We start from the raw sequence: 14,440 nt of genomic DNA on the forward strand, positions 1-14,440 counted from the left end.
AACCCAGATGCCCAGCGCCATTGAGGTCCGCAAGGTCCCCATCCACTCCGTCGCCGACGCCTCGGAGCTCACCAAGCTCATCGACGAGGGCGTCATCGCCGCCGACCGCGTCTTCGCGATCATCGGCAAGACCGAGGGCAACGGCGGGGTCAACGACTACACCCGCATCATCGCCGACCGGGCGTTCCGCGAGGCGCTGGTCGCCAAGGGCGCCGACCCCGAGCAGGTCAAGGGCGTGCCGATCGTGTGGTCGGGCGGCACCGACGGCGTGATCAGCCCCCACGCCACCATCTTCGCCACGACCGACGTCCCCGAGGACGACCCGTCGCGCGAGGAGATGCGACTCACCGCCGGCTTCGCGATGAGCGAGGCGATCCTGCCCGAGGAGATCGGCTACACCGCGATGATCGAGAAGGTCGCCGCGGGCGTGAAGGTCGCCATGGAGCGCGCCGGCATCACCGACCCCGCCGACGTGCACTACGTGCAGACCAAGACCCCGCTGCTCACCATCCACACGATCCGCGACGCCAAGTCGCGCGGCAAGACGGTCTGGACCGAGCACACCCACGAGTCGATGGACCTCTCCAACGGCGTCACCGGCCTCGGCATCGCCGTCGCCCTCGGCGAGATCGACATGCCGACCGACGCCGACGTCATGCACAACCGCGAGCTCTTCTCCTCGGTGGCCTCGTGCTCGTCGGGCGTCGAGCTCGACCAGGCCCAGATCGTCGTCGTCGGCAACGCCAAGGGCGTCGGCGGCCGCTACCGCATCGGCCACTCGGTGATGAAGGACGCGCTCGACGCCGACGGCATCTGGGAGGCCATCCGCTCGGCCGGCCTCGACCTGCCCGAGCGCCCGCACACCGACGACCTCGACGGCAGGCTCGTCAACGTCTTCCTCAAGTGCGAGGCCAGCCAGGACGGCACCGTCCGGGGCAGGCGCAACGCGATGCTCGACGACTCCGACGTGCACTGGCACCGCCAGATCAAGTCCTGCGTCGGCGGCGTCACCGCGGCCGTGACCGGCGACCCCGCGGTCTTCGTGTCCGTCTCCGCGGCCCACCAGGGCCCCGAGGGTGGCGGCCCGGTCGCCGCCATCGTCGACCTAGGCTGACGACACGCCCGTACGCCCCGCGCGGGGCCGGCAGGCGACTGTCGGTCCCGCGTGATGGGGTGGTCCCGTGAGCACCCCGACCACCCGCTACCGCCTGGTGCAGCCCGACCGCGAGGTCGTGGTGCCCGAGCTCGACGAGCACCAACAGCGCGTCGTTGACCACGAGGGCGGCCCGCTGCTCGTGCTCGCCGGTCCCGGGACGGGCAAGACCACCACGCTGGTGGAGGCGATCGTCGACCGCATCGAGCGCCGCGGCGCCTCGCCCGACGCCGTGCTGGCGCTCACGTTCTCCCGCAAGGCCGCCGAGCAGCTGCGCGACCGGGTCACGGCGCGGGTCGCCCGCACGACCTCCGCGGCGTCCTGCTCGACGTTCCACTCCTTCGCCTACGCACTGGTGAGGAAGTACGCCCCCGCCGAGCTCTACGAGGGGGCGATCCGGCTGCTGTCGGCGCCCGAGGCCGACGTCGTCCTGCGCGAGCTCCTGCGTGACAACCCCGAGTCGGTGGTGTGGCCCGAGCAGCTGCGCCGTGCGGCCGGCACCCGCGGCTTCGTCCGCGAGGTGCAGGCCGTGCTGGCGCGGGCCCGGGAGAAGGGCCTCGACCCGGCCGGCCTCCGTGCCCTCGGCATCGAGCACGACCTCCCCGAGCTCGTCGCCGCCGGGCTCTTCCTCGAGCAGTACCTCACCGTCCTCGACAACCTCGGCGCCACCGACTACTCCGACCTCATCCGTCGCGCCGTCATCGAGGCCGAGACCCACCGTGACGAGCTGCGCGCCCGCTGGAGCCACGTCTTCGTGGACGAGTACCAGGACACCGACCCCGGCCAGGTCGCCCTGCTCCGCGCGCTCGCGGGCGACGGGCGCGACCTCACGGTCGTCGGTGACCCGCACCAGTCGATCTACGGCTTCCGCGGGGCCGACGTGCGCGGCATCCTCGACTTCCCGGCGAGCTTCCCCACGGCAGCGGGCTCACCCGCCCCGGTCGTGGTCCTGCAGCGCACCCGCCGCTTCGGCCCGCGGATCCTGCTGGGTGCCGGCCGGGTGGCGAGCCGCCTCAGCCTCACCGGCAGCATCGCGCCCGAGGCCCGCGAGGCGTTCCTCGCCCCCGAGGCGGTCCCCGGCCCGCAGGGCGAGGGTCGCATCGAGGTCGTCACCTACGACACCGAGCGCGCCGAGGCCGAGCGGCTGGCCGACCTGCTGCGCCGCGCCCACCTCGAGGACGGCATCGCGTGGGACCGGATGGCCGTCCTGGTGCGCTCCGGCCGCGCCAGCATCCCGCCGCTGCGCCGGGCGCTCGCCGCCGCGGGCGTCCCGGTCGAGGTGGCCTCCGACGACCTGCCGCTGGTCCGCGACCCCGCCGTGGTGCCGCTGCTCGACGGGCTGCGCGCCGTGGTCAACCTCGACAACGACGACCCCGACTCGCCCGACTTCCTCGACCCGGGCCGCGTCGAGTCGCTGCTGCTGTCGCCGCTCGGTGGCCTCGACGCCTCCGACCTGCGCGCGCTGGTGCGCCGCCTCCGCGCGCGCGAGAAGGACGCCGCCGACGCCGCAGACCGGCGCACCTCGCGCGAGCTGCTCCGGCTGGCGGTCGTCGAGCCGGGCTTCCTCGACGGCCTCGACGCGCCCGACGTCGAGCGCGCCGGCGCCCTCGCGACGCTGTTGGGCGAGGGCGCGCGGATGCTGGCCGAGCGGGCCGGTGTCGAGGACGTGCTCTGGCACCTGTGGTCCGGCACCTCCTGGCCGCAGCGGCTGCGTCGCCAGGTCGACGGCGGGGGAGCGGGTGCCCGGCGTGCCCACCGCGACCTCGACGCGATCGTCGCGCTCTTCGACCTCGCGTCCCGGGCCCTCGACCAGCGCGACCACGTGGGCGTCGCCGCCTTCTTCGCCAGCGTCGTCGCCCAGCAGCTGCCCGCCGACACCCTCGCCGAGCAGGGGGTGCGTGGCGCCGCCGTACGCCTCCTCACCGCCCACCGCTCCAAGGGGCTGGAGTGGGACCTCGTCGTCGTCGCCCACGTGCAGCAGGAGGGCTGGCCCGACCTGCGTCGCCGCACCACCCTGCTCGGTGCCGACCGCATCGGGGTCGACGCCTCCGGACACCCCGACCTCGTCCCGCCGGTGACGACGAGGGCACTGCTGATGGAGGAGCGCCGCCTCTTCTACGTCGCGTGCACCCGTGCCCGGCGGCGCCTGGTGGTGAGCGCGGTGCGCTCGCCCGACGACGACGGCGAGCAGCCCTCGCGCTTCCTCGAGGAGCTCGGCGTCACCATCGACCACCAGGACGGCCGGCCGCCGCGCCCGCTGTCGCTCGGCGGGCTGGTGGCCGAGCTACGCCGCACGGCGGCCGACCCCGCGACCTCGCCGGCCATGTGCGAGGCGGCGGCCCGCCGGCTCGCCGCGCTGGCGGGCGAGGAGGTCGACGGTCGTCAGCTCGTGCCGGCGGCCGACCCCTCCAGCTGGTGGGGCACCCGCAGCACCACCCGCTCCGTGCAGCCCATCCGCGACCCGGACCGCCCCGTGCCGGTCTCGGCCAGCATGCTCGAGTCGATCCTCGTGTGCCCGGCGCAGTGGTTCTTCGAGCGCGAGGCCGGTGGGGTCTCGGCGGTCCACCAGTCCGCCAACCTCGGCCAGGTCCTCCACGCCCTCGCCGAGCGCGTCGCGGTCGGCGAGCTGCCCGCGGAGGTCGAGCCGCTGATGGCCGAGGTCGAGGCGGTGTGGGACCGGCTCGCCTTCCGTACGCCGTGGTCGCGCCAGCGCGAGCTCGCCCGCATCGGCAAGGCCGTGGCCCGCTTCGTGCAGTGGCACCTCGCCAACCCGCGCGAGTTCCTCGGTGCCGAGCAGCGCTTCCAGAGCGTCGTCGACGTCGACGGGCGGCCGGTCCGGCTGACGGGGTTCGCCGACCGCCTCGAGATCGACGACGCCGGCCGGGTGGTCGTCGTCGACTTCAAGAGCGCGCGCACCGCCCCCACCGGTCCCGCGGTCGCCGGCAACCTCCAGCTCGCCCTCTACCAGTACGCCGTCGACACCGGCGCGATCGACGACGCCGCCGGCCGTACGGTCGTCTCCGGTGGCGCCGAGCTCGTCCAGCTCGGCATCGACGACGACTCTTCGGCCGCCAAGGTGCAGGCCCAGCCCGCCCACGCCGACGACGGCGCCGAGCGTCTCGCGCTCCGCGCGGGGCTGGCCCGCGCCGCCGACCTCGTCCGCGCCGAGACCTTCCCCGCCACCGCGGGCGCCCACTGCCGGGACTGCGCGTTCACGGCCATCTGCCCGGCCAAGGGCGCAGGGAGCGTGACCGTCCAGTGACCCCGGCAGAGCCCGCCCAGCCAGTCCAGCCGTTCCGGCCGGTCCGGCTCGACACCCCCGAGGACCTCCGTGCCCTCATGGGTGCCACGCACGCCGCCAGCGACGAGCAGTGGGCCGCGATCACGTCCCCGCTGCGGCCCACGGTCGTCGTGGCCGGTGCCGGCTCCGGCAAGACCACCCTGATGGCCCAGCGCGTGGTGTGGCTCGTCGCCACCGGCAAGGTGCGGCCCGAGGAGGTCCTCGGGCTGACCTTCACGACCAAGGCCGCGGCCGAGCTCCGCCAGCGGGTGACCGCGGCCCTGGGGGCGGCCGGCCTGCTCGACCGCTCCGTCGTCGCCGAGGGCGAGGACGTCCTCGAGCCCACCGTCGCCACCTACCACGCCTACGCCGCCAACCTCCTCACCGACCACGGCCTGCGGATCGGCCACGAGCCCGACACCCGCGTCGTCTCCGACGCCTCGCGCTACCAGCTCGGCGCCCGCGTCATCGAGCGGTTCACCGGTCACATCGAGCTGCTGACCGACCACCCCGCGACCGCGATCCAGAACCTCCTCGCCCTCGACGGCGCGATGAGCGAGCACCTCGTCGACGCCGACGACGTGCGGCGGATCGACGAGGAGGCTCGTCGCGGTTTCGAGCGGGCCCTCGTCGAGGAGCAGGCCGGCAAGGCCCGCAAGACCTACCTCGAGCCGCCGGCCAGGGCGATCAACGCGATCGACCGGCGCGCCGAGCTGCTCCAGCTCGTCACCGGCTACCGACGCCTCAAGGCCGACCTGGGGCTGATGGACTTCGGTGACCAGATCGCCCTCGCCGCCCGGCTCGTGGAGGACCAGCCCGAGGTCGGCGAGCTCGAGCGCGCGCGGTTCAAGGTCGTCCTCCTGGACGAGTACCAGGACACCTCCGTCGCGCAGGCCACGATGCTCGCGCGGCTCTTCTCCGGACCCGACCCCGACCACGGGCTCGGCCACCCGGTGATGGCGGTCGGCGACCCCAACCAGGCGATCTACGGCTGGCGCGGCGCGTCGGTGTCCAACATCCTCAACTTCGCCGACACGTTCCCGGCCGCCGACGGCGAGCCCGGGCGGCTGCCGCTCACGGTCAACCGGCGCTCCGACCGGCACATCCTCGACGTCGCCAACCGGCTCGCCGAGCCGCTGCTCGCCGCCTACGGCGACAAGGTCGCCCGCCTGCGTGCCGCCGACGGCGCCGCCGACGGTCACGTCGAGGCCCACGTCTTCGAGCGCGCGAGCGACGAGCTGGCGTGGCTGGCGGTCGAGGTGCAGCGGGTCCACGACGCCGGCACCGCGTGGTCGGAGGTCGGGGTGCTGAGCCGCGACAACGCGCAGGCCGAGGAGGTCTACGACGCGCTCACCGCCGCGGGGGTCCCCGTCGAGATCGTCGGCCTGTCGGGACTGGTGCGGCTCCCCGAGGTCGCCGAGGTCGTGGCGACGCTGACGCTGATGCACGACGTGACGGCCAACTCCTCGATGCTCACCCTGCTGACAGGTCCGCGCTGGGCGATCGGTCCTCGCGACCTGCGGCTGCTCGCCGAGCGCGCCGCCGAGATCGCGGGCGTGCGCGGCCGCCGGGAGACCGCGTCGATCGCCGACCAGCTCCTCCAGATCGCCGACGGCATCGACGCCTCCGAGCTGCCCGCGCTCAGCGATGCCGTCGAGTCGCCGGGGGAGGCTGCCTACTCGGCCGAGGCGCTCGACCGCTACGGCCTGCTCGCCGCCGAGCTGCGCCGGCTGCGCGCCCACGTCGGCGACCCGCTCCTCGACGTGGTGCGCCGCATCATCGACACGACCGGCGTCGACGTCGAGCTCGCCTCCGCGACCTCGCCGGCCGCCGCCGCGCGTCGCGACAACCTCGACCTCTTCGTCAAGGCGGTCGCAGAGTTCCAGTCCGTCGACGGCGACGTGACCCTGCCCGCCCTCCTCGCCTACCTCACCGCCGAGGACGACCAGGGCAACGGCCTCGACGTGGCGACCCCGACGGCCGCCGACTCGGTCAAGCTGTTGACCGTCCACCGGGCCAAGGGCCTCGAGTGGTCGTCGGTGTTCTGCGTCGGGGTGGGGGAGACCCGCTTCCCCAGCAACCGCTCCCGCACCCTCTGGACGTCCTCTCCGGCAGTGCTGCCCGCGCCGCTGCGCGGCGACCGGGCCGACCAGCCGCAGCTCGCCGGTCACGACAAGGCCGCCCTCGACTCCTACCGCGCCGCGACCAAGGCGCACGACGCCGAGGAGGAGCTCCGGCTGGGCTACGTCGCCTTCACCCGGGCGGCGCACCACCTCAGCGTCACGTCCTACGTCTGGGGCCAGCGCTCCACGCCCTTCGGGCCCTCCGACTACCAGGCCGTGGTGCGCGACCAGCTCGACGACTGGGGCTGCCCGGTCGAGCGGTGGCTCGAGAAGCCGCCGCCGAAGTCCCCCAACCCCAACGACGACGTCGACACCTCGCGACCGTGGCCGGTGCCCGGCACCGGCGAGGAGGCGCGCCGACGACTGGCCGCCGCGGACCTCGTACGCTCCGTCGACCCCACCGCACCCGACGAGGGTCTCGACGTGGTCGAGGCCGCGAGGGTGGCCGAGTGGGACGACGACCTCGCCCAGCTGCTCGCCGAGGCCCGGGCCGAGCGCGCGACCACCCTCGACCTCCCGCTGCCCGGCAGCCTCTCCGTCACGTCGCTGGCCCGGCTGCGCGACGACCCCGACGCCTTCGCCGCCGAGCTCGCCCGGCCCATGCCGCGACCGCCCGCGCCGGCCGCCCGCTTCGGCACCGCGTTCCACGCCTGGGTCGAGCACCGCTTCGGCCAGCAGGCCCTGATCGAGCCCGACGAGCTCCCGGGTCGCGCCGACGCGGGCATCGACGACGAGGCCGACCTCGGCGAGGTGGTCAAGCGCTTCGAGGACGGCCCCTTCGGCGACCGTGCGCCGCACGCGGTCGAGGCCCCGTTCGCGCTGGTGCTCGCCGGTCAGGTCGTCCGCGGCCGCATCGACGCGGTCTACGCCGAGCCGGAGCCCGCCGGCGGCGGCTTCCTCGTCGTCGACTGGAAGACCGGCCGCCACGAGACCGCCGACCCGCTCCAGCTCGCCCTCTACCGCCTCGCGTGGGCCGAGCTCACCGGCACGCCCTTGGAGCACGTACGCGCCGCCTTCCACTACGTCCGCACCGGCCGCACCGTGGAGCCGGCCGACCTGCCGGACCGCACCGCGCTGGAGCGCTTCTTCAGCGAGGTCTGAACGCCTGACGCTCCGGGGAGCGGTGCCCCAGCCACCTTCCCCGGGCTGGGAATGTGGCTCACGCACCGCCCACGGGCGCGTCGTACGCCGCCACGCGGGCGAGCGGTGCCCCAGCCACCCTCCGCGGTCCGGGAATGTGGCTCACGCACCGCCCGGGCGGGCGGCGGCCGTAGGCCGGACGCCTCAGCCCAGCGCGGCGGTCAGCGCGATCTCGATCATCTCGCCGAAGGTCTGCTCGCGCTCCTGTGACGTCGTCTCCTCACCGGTGACGATGTGGTCGGAGACCGTGCAGATCGCCAGCGCGCGCCGGCCGTGCTTGGCGGCGAGCGTGTAGAGCGCGCTCGCCTCCATCTCGACGGCCAGCACGCCGTACGTCACCATCTCGCCCAGCAGCTCCGGCCGCGCGGGGTAGAACGAGTCGCTCGAGAAGATCAGCCCGACGTGGAAGGGCGACCCGCCCTCGCGCGCCTCGGCCGCCTCGACCGCGCCGCGCAGGAGACCGAAGTCGGCGACGGGTGCGTAGTCGATGCCGTAGAAGGCGATGCGGTTCATCGAGGAGTCGGTGCACGCGCCCGAGGCGATGACGACGTCGCGCACGCCGACGGCCTCCGTCACCGCGCCGCACGAGCCCACCCGTACGACTGTCTGCACGTCGTAGTCGGTGAAGAGCTCGTTGACGTAGATCGCCATCGACGGCTGGCCCATGCCGGAGCCCTGCACGGAGACGGGCTGCCCGTCCCAGGTGCCGGTGAAGCCGTACATCCCGCGGACCTCGCTGTAGCAGCGGGCGTCGGAGAGGAAGTTCTCCGCGATCCACTTGGCCCGCAGCGGGTCGCCGGGCAGGAGGACGGTGGGGGCGATCTCGCCGGGCTGGGCGCCGATGTGCGTGCTCACGGGCGCTGACGCTACCGGCTAGCGTTGCGGGTCGTGAGCACCGAGCGCCCCCTCCCGCACGTCGCCCTGTCCGCCCACGCCCACAACCGGATGGGGTTGCGGCGCACCGACGAGGCGTGGCTGGCCGAGCGGACGGCCGACGCGACGACCCGGGTGCTGGTGGTGGCCGGCAACCGGCTGCGGCCCGTCGACGGCGCCGTCGAGTGGATCTCCCCCCACGAGGCGCCCGACGGGACGCTCGTGCTGCTCGGCGAGGCCGCCGACGTCGTGCACCTCGCCGTGATCGTGGATCCCTCGCAGGCAGCGGGCGCACCCGAGGAGTGGGTCCCGCTGCGGTCGGTGCTGACCGCCCTCGCGGAGCACGCTCCCGACCAGGCGCCGCTGCTGATGCACGCCATCGGCCTGGCCGAGTGGCACCACGCGACCCGCTTCTGCCCGCGCTGCGGCGGCGCGCTCGCGAGCCGTGCCGCCGGCCACGAGCTGCGGTGCACGCAGTGCGACCGGGCGCAGTTCCCGCGCACGGACCCGGCGGTGATCATGGCCGTCACCCACGGGGAGGGCGACGACGAGGCCCTCCTGCTGGGCCGCAACGCGGCGTGGCCGGCCGGTCGCTGGTCCACGCTCGCCGGGTTCTGCGAGCCGGGGGAGACCCTCGAGGACGCCGTGCGACGCGAGGTCGAGGAGGAGGTCGGCATACGGGTGGGCGAGGTCCGCTACTTCGGAAGCCAGCCGTGGCCGCTGCCGGCGAGCCTGATGCTCGGCTTCACCGGTCGCGCCCTGACGACGGACATCGACGTGGACGGCGCCGAGATCGAGGAGGCGCGGTGGTGGACCCGCGACGACTTCGAGGCCGCGGTCCGCGAAGGGGACATGGTCGTGCCGCGCGGCGTCTCGATCTCGTCCTCGCTCATCGAGAGCTGGTTCGGCCGGCCGCTCGACGGCCCCGGCTGGGACTGAGCCGGGCTGGTCGCGGTCAGTCGCAGTTGTCGCAGATGCCCGTGGCGGGCACCGCGATGAAGCAGCGCGGGCACAGCGTGACCGGCTTGTCGGTGGCGGCGACGCGCGTGGGCCGTGGGGTCCCGGTGCTGCGGGTCGTGCTGCGCGTCGACGTCGAGCGCGTACGCGGGGTGCTGGCTCGCGTGCCGGGCACCCGCTCGCTCGGGGGCGAGTCGTCGCGGATGTCGAAGCCCAGCCGCGTGAGGGCCTTGCTGGCCCCGGCGGCACCGCCCGGGATGTCGGCCGGGGTGAGCGTACGGCCGGTGGCGAGGCCGTGGGCGATGCCGGCGATCGCCGCGGCGTCGTACTCCCTGCCGCGGTGGAGCAGCACGTGGGTCGAGACGCCACCGCGCACGAGCATGTAGTTGGCACCGCCGGCCGTGTCCCACGTCTCGATGGCGGTGAGGACGTGGTCGCGGTCGATCGAGTTCAGCAGTGACACGACGTCAGGCTAACCCCGGGGCCCTGTGGCTGCTCACGCGAGGGCGGCCAGCTTGTCCTTGACCTGCGCCACGGACGGGTTGGTGAGCGTGCTGCCGTCGTCGAACAGCAGCGTCGGCACGGTCTGGTTGCCGCCGTTGGCCTGCTCGACGGTGAGGGCTGCGTCCGGCTCCTGCTCGATGTCGACGATCGAGAAGGGGATGCCCTCGCGGTCGAGCTGGCTCTTGAGGCGGTGGCAGTACCCGCACCAGGGCGTGGTGAACATCGTGAAGGTCATGGGATGGAGTGTCCCCTCCGGCGTCTAGGGTGAAGAACAAGGGTCAGACAGCCCTCTCAACCACGATCTCCCAGGAGTTGTTCCGTTGCTCGAAGCGCTCGATCCCGAGCAGCGGCAGGTCGCCGAGGCGCTGCGTGGACCGGTGCGCGTCCTGGCCGGTGCCGGCACCGGCAAGACGCGCGCCATCACGCACCGCATCGCCCACGGGGTGGCGCAGGGCGTCTACGCGCCGACCGAGGTCCTCGCGCTCTCGTTCACCACCCGGGCCGCCGGCGAGATGCGCGAACGGTTGCGCTCCCTCGGAGCGCCCGGCGTGCAGGCCCGTACGTTCCACTCCGCCGCGCTGCGCCAGCTGAGGTTCTTCTGGCCGCGGGTGCACAACCGCGAGCTGCCCGAGCTCACCGAGTCCAAGCTCGGCATGCTCGCCCTCGCCGCCCGGCGCCAGCGGCTCGGCGTCGACCAGGCCACGCTGCGCGACCTCGCGAGCGAGATCGAGTGGGCCAAGGTCTCCAATGTCAGCCCCGACTCCTACGCCGCCATCGCGCGCGTCCGCGGTCGCGCGGTGTCCGGCATGGACCCGGAGGTGGTCGCCCGCGCCTTCGACGCCTACGAGGAGGTCAAGCGCGGCCAGGGCCGCATGGACATGGAGGACGTGCTGCTCTTCGGCGCCGGCCTCCTCGCCGACAACGACGCGGTCGCCGCGCAGGTCCGTCGCCAGTACAAGTGGTTCGTCGTCGACGAGTTCCAGGACGTCTCCCCGCTCCAGCAGGCGCTGCTCGACCTGTGGCTCGGCGGTCGCGACGAGCTGTGCGTGGTCGGCGACCCCGCCCAGACGATCTACTCCTTCGCCGGCGCAGACGCCCGCTACCTGCGCGAGTTCACGAAGACCTTCCCGGGCGCCACCAGCGTCGAGCTGGTCCGCAACTACCGCTCGACCCCCGAGGTCGTCGCCGCCGCGAACCAGCTGCTCGCCGGCACCCCCAGCAAGGGCGTCGACCTCGTCGCCCAGCGCCCCTCCGGCGCCCGGATCACCTGGCGCGAGGCCCCCGACGAGGTCGCGGAGGCCGACGCAGTCGCCGAGCGGGTGGCTGCGCTGCGGGCGTCCGGCACCCCCGCGAGCCGGATGGCCGTGCTGCTGCGCATCAACGCCCAGTCCGAGCGCTTCGAGGAGGCGCTGGCGGCCCGCGGCCTCCCCTACGTCGTACGCGGCGCCGCACGCTTCTTCGACCGCGGCGAGGTGCGGCAGGCGATCACCCTGGTCCGTGGTGCGGCGCGCAGCGGGGAGGCGTCGGGTGCCGTCGCCGAGGCGGTCGTGGCGGTGCTGTCGCAGATGGGCCACTCGACCGAGCCCCCGGAGGGCAGGGGAGAGGTCCGCAACCGCTGGGAGTCGCTGCAGGCCCTCGTCGACCTCGCGACCGAGTTCGGCCGTGAGCGACCCGAGGCGGGCGTGGGCGACTTCGTCGACGACCTCGACCGTCGGGCGAGCGAGCAGCACGCCCCGGTCGCCGACGCGGTCACGGTGGCGACGATCCACTCCGCCAAGGGCCTGGAGTGGGACGCCGTCTTCGTCGCCGGCATGCACGAGAAGATGATGCCGATCTCGCAGGCGCAGACACCGGCCGAGGTCGAGGAGGAGTGTCGCCTGCTCTACGTCGCGATGACGCGGGCCCGCGACGAGCTCACCGTGTCGTGGGCGACGGCGCGTGAGCCCGGGGGCCGGTCCAACCGCGGCAGCTCGCCGTTCCTCGCCCCGCTGCTCGATGGGGTGCCCGGGGTCACCGGCCAGCGTCGCGAGCGCAGCCGCCGCAACCGCGCGGCGATGCACTGCCGGGAGTGCGGCACCGCGCTGTCGACGGCCGTCGAGAAGAAGACCGGCCGGTGCGCCGACTGCCCGGCCTCCTACGACGAGGCACTCTTCGAGCGCCTGCGGGCGTGGCGGCTCGCCCGCGCCACTGAGGACGGCGTCCCCGCGTTCGTGGTGTTCACCGACGCCACACTGCAGCTCATCGCCGAGCACGTCCCGAGCGACGAGAAGGGCCTGCGCGCGATCAGCGGCGTAGGCCCCGGCAAGATCGCGAAGTACGGCGACGACGTGCTCGCCCTGGTCGCCGGGGAGGCCGTCGGAGCCGGCTCCGAAAAGAAATCTCGGTAATACCCACAAAATGGTTTGCCCCTGACGATGTGCGGGGTCTAACGTTCCCCTCACAACAACCCACGCGCATGGGATCGCTGACGACGATCCGCGCCCGACGCCCCGAAGGAGGTGGCCCCCATGGAGAACTACACGAAGACGATGACGGCTTGGACGCCGTCCTTCGGCATGCCCGCTGCCGGCCACCGCTGCGCCACTGATGTGCGCGTCCTCGGTGTCGATGTCGCAGCTGCGCTCCAGGGGACCGCTGTGTCCATCGAGCGCGTCAAGGGCGTCTTCCCGGGTCTTCCAGCCTGGAGTCCACCGACGAGTTGAGACAACTCGCATCGGCAGCCTCCAGGCCGCGGAACCCGAACCCGGGATCCGCGGCCTTTCTGTTTGTCCCAGTGAGTCAACACCCGCGATCAGGTCAACGAGAAGGAGGTGAACACATGACCATCAGCGTTCTCGACCGCGATCGAGCTGCCGACAAGACCGTGACGGAGCCCCAGGCCCCGCTCGGAGCACTGCACGACGCAGCTGCCGGAGTGGATGAGGAGTTGCTGCCCTGCCGCGTCAACGACGCAGAGCTGTGGTTTGCCGAGTCCCCCGCGGACGTGGAGCACGCCAAGGCCCTCTGCATCGAGTGCCCCGTGCAGGCGCTGTGCCTCGACGGAGCCCTCGAACGGCGTGAGCCGTGGGGCGTCTGGGGAGGCGAGCTCTTCCTCCAGGGCGTGGTGATCCCGCGCAAGCGGCCGCGAGGCCGGCCCCGCAAGTCCGACCAGACCGTCCAGGTCGCCTAGGGCGGACAGCAACCAGTCGAACGGGGCCCGCGCAGGCGCCACCGCTCAGTCACCTCCGAGGAAACACAGGAAATACACCGATGAAGACCTACCGAAATGGACGCAACGACATGAATCTCATGCATGAAGAACTCGCTCGCGCGCAAATGACCGCGCGCCTGGGAGAGGCGCACGAGCTGCGGCGTGGCCACCACCTGGCCATGGCCCGCCGGATGAGCCGCAAGGCCGAGCAGGCCGCGCAGCAGGCGCGTCTCGCCCTCGCCCGCGCGATCTGATCCATCCCCCTCGGGGGACGCTCTCACCCTGATCGCGGGTGAGCACCACCAGTGAGCCGGTACGTCGTCACGATGACGACGTACCGGCTCACTGTCGTTCCGGGCAGGCTCCGCGAGACCGGGAGCGGGAGTACGCTCGACGCGTGAGCGAGCTCGTGACCTGCGACTTCTGCGGCACCCAGGCACCGGAGGGCCAGACGCTGACCTGGAGCACCGCGGTCGAGCGCGGACGCCGGCAGGTGTTCTGCGAGACCTGCTCACGCGACAACCTGCGCGCCATGGAGGGCAAGCTCGACAGCGAGTGGTGGTGAGCGCTGCCCTGTCCCGCCCGGTCGCGCCTCAGGCGGTCTCGAACCACGCGCACCCGCAGTAGGGGTGCCGCTCCCACCGGCGGGCGGTCGGCACCGGGTCGTGGTCGTGGCGCCACGACGTGAGCCAGGAGTGCGGCGGCTCGCCGCGTGCCCAGGCGCCGAGGTCGCGGGCGGCGGCGCCGACCGCCAGCGCCAGCAGCGGTCGCGGGAGCACGCCCGGGGTGGCCGGCACGCCCGCGTCCAGGACCGCCGCGGCGACGCACCGGGCGCACGGCCCGACGCCCGGCAGCGACCACGGACCGACCTCGACGGCGTACGGTTGCACCGCGAGCAGCAGGTGGGGGAGCGAGGCGACGCTCCAGTCGTCCACGACGGGGGAGACCAGCCGGCCGGGGCTCACCGCGACGCCCACGGGTGCCGCGTGGTCGACGACGACACCCGCCGCCGAGAGCGCCGCGACGACGTCCGCGCGCCACGCGGCGGGGCATTCGACCTGCGCCCGGACGGGGGTGTGGTCGGACGTGGCGTACGCGGGGCCGTTCACGCGTACGACGGTGCCACGGGCGGTTCCGCGGGAGTGCGTCGTCCACAGGGGAAATGCCAGCGGCGGCGCCACCCGGGTGGGTGACGCCGCCGCTCGGTGATCAGGTGAGGC

At 73.6% G+C, this 14,440-nt stretch carries 12 protein-coding genes; 8 read left to right on the forward strand and 4 right to left on the reverse strand.

What is annotated here, in order from left to right:
* The first annotated feature begins 7 nt into the window (after positions 1 to 7).
* The 3 genes from bar to EXE59_RS12540 all read left to right on the forward strand — a co-directional run bounded on the left by bar (position 8) and on the right by EXE59_RS12540 (position 7,657).
* A complete protein-coding gene (gene bar / locus EXE59_RS12530) occupies positions 8 to 1,114 on the forward strand; it encodes a barbiturase (protein ID WP_135839202.1) in 1,107 nt (368 codons plus the stop codon).
* Between the two features lie 67 nt (positions 1,115 to 1,181).
* On the forward strand, positions 1,182 to 4,415 hold the full coding sequence (locus tag EXE59_RS12535; protein WP_246056760.1) for an ATP-dependent helicase: 3,234 nt from the start codon (positions 1,182 to 1,184) through the stop codon (positions 4,413 to 4,415).
* Complete coding sequence (locus tag EXE59_RS12540) at positions 4,412 to 7,657, forward strand: ATP-dependent helicase (RefSeq protein WP_246056762.1); 3,246 nt, start codon at positions 4,412 to 4,414, stop codon at positions 7,655 to 7,657. The genes EXE59_RS12535 and EXE59_RS12540 overlap by 4 nt, the downstream gene beginning before the upstream one ends.
* 183 nt (positions 7,658 to 7,840) lie before the next feature.
* On the opposite strand, the gene deoD is transcribed toward EXE59_RS12540, so the two are convergent.
* Entirely contained in the window at positions 7,841 to 8,551 is a 711-nt protein-coding gene (gene deoD, locus EXE59_RS12545; protein WP_135839203.1) for a purine-nucleoside phosphorylase, read from the reverse strand.
* Between the two features lie 33 nt (positions 8,552 to 8,584).
* On the opposite strand from deoD, the gene nudC reads away from it, so the two are divergent.
* Positions 8,585 to 9,508 carry an NAD(+) diphosphatase gene (nudC, locus tag EXE59_RS12550; protein WP_246056764.1) on the forward strand — a complete coding sequence of 308 codons (924 nt, stop codon included), beginning with the start codon at positions 8,585 to 8,587 and terminating at the stop codon, positions 9,506 to 9,508.
* Between the two features lie 16 nt (positions 9,509 to 9,524).
* Here nudC and EXE59_RS12555 read toward each other — a convergent pair whose 3' ends face one another.
* Together EXE59_RS12555 and EXE59_RS12560 are read right to left on the reverse strand one after the other, a co-directional pair.
* Positions 9,525 to 9,989 carry a ScoMcrA-related endonuclease gene (locus EXE59_RS12555; RefSeq protein WP_135839204.1) on the reverse strand — a complete coding sequence of 155 codons (465 nt, stop codon included), beginning with the start codon at positions 9,987 to 9,989 and terminating at the stop codon, positions 9,525 to 9,527.
* 33 nt (positions 9,990 to 10,022) lie between these two features.
* Positions 10,023 to 10,265 carry a mycoredoxin gene (locus tag EXE59_RS12560; protein WP_135839205.1) on the reverse strand — a complete coding sequence of 81 codons (243 nt, stop codon included), beginning with the start codon at positions 10,263 to 10,265 and terminating at the stop codon, positions 10,023 to 10,025.
* 85 nt (positions 10,266 to 10,350) lie between these two features.
* Here EXE59_RS12560 and EXE59_RS12565 point away from each other — a divergent pair, with 85 nt between their 5' ends.
* The 4 genes from EXE59_RS12565 (at position 10,351) to EXE59_RS23780 (ending at position 13,785) form a co-directional block, all read left to right on the forward strand.
* Positions 10,351 to 12,417, forward strand: coding sequence for an ATP-dependent DNA helicase UvrD2 (locus tag EXE59_RS12565; protein ID WP_135839206.1), 2,067 nt, complete (start codon positions 10,351 to 10,353; stop codon positions 12,415 to 12,417).
* 431 nt (positions 12,418 to 12,848) lie between these two features.
* Positions 12,849 to 13,199 (forward strand): WhiB family transcriptional regulator, encoded by a 351-nt coding sequence (locus EXE59_RS12570; protein WP_135839207.1) that lies wholly within the window; start codon positions 12,849 to 12,851, stop codon positions 13,197 to 13,199.
* Between the two features lie 80 nt (positions 13,200 to 13,279).
* Complete coding sequence (locus EXE59_RS12575) at positions 13,280 to 13,474, forward strand: hypothetical protein (protein WP_129456428.1); 195 nt, start codon at positions 13,280 to 13,282, stop codon at positions 13,472 to 13,474.
* Positions 13,475 to 13,617: 143 nt separating this feature from the next.
* A complete protein-coding gene (locus EXE59_RS23780) occupies positions 13,618 to 13,785 on the forward strand; it encodes a hypothetical protein (protein ID WP_168218338.1) in 168 nt (55 codons plus the stop codon).
* Between the two features lie 28 nt (positions 13,786 to 13,813).
* Here the strand turns inward: EXE59_RS23780 and EXE59_RS12580 are convergent, their stop codons facing one another.
* Complete coding sequence (locus EXE59_RS12580) at positions 13,814 to 14,329, reverse strand: hypothetical protein (protein WP_135839208.1); 516 nt, start codon at positions 14,327 to 14,329, stop codon at positions 13,814 to 13,816.
* Positions 14,330 to 14,440: the final 111 nt, after the last annotated feature.

Origin of the sequence: Nocardioides eburneiflavus (genome assembly GCF_004785795.1) — a bacterium.
Classification (GTDB): Bacteria; Actinomycetota; Actinomycetes; order Propionibacteriales; family Nocardioidaceae; genus Nocardioides; species Nocardioides eburneiflavus.

What these genes read in the sequence shown, in the direction of transcription:
- bar (WP_135839202.1), top strand. Translation starts at nt 8, where the DNA reads ATGCCCAGCGCCATTGAGGTCCGCAAGGTCCCCATCCACTCCGTCGCC.
- EXE59_RS12560 (WP_135839205.1), bottom strand. Translation starts at nt 10,265, where the DNA reads ATGACCTTCACGATGTTCACCACGCCCTGGTGCGGGTACTGCCACCGC.
- EXE59_RS12570 (WP_135839207.1), top strand. Translation starts at nt 12,849, where the DNA reads ATGACCATCAGCGTTCTCGACCGCGATCGAGCTGCCGACAAGACCGTG.
- EXE59_RS12575 (WP_129456428.1), top strand. Translation starts at nt 13,280, where the DNA reads ATGAAGACCTACCGAAATGGACGCAACGACATGAATCTCATGCATGAA.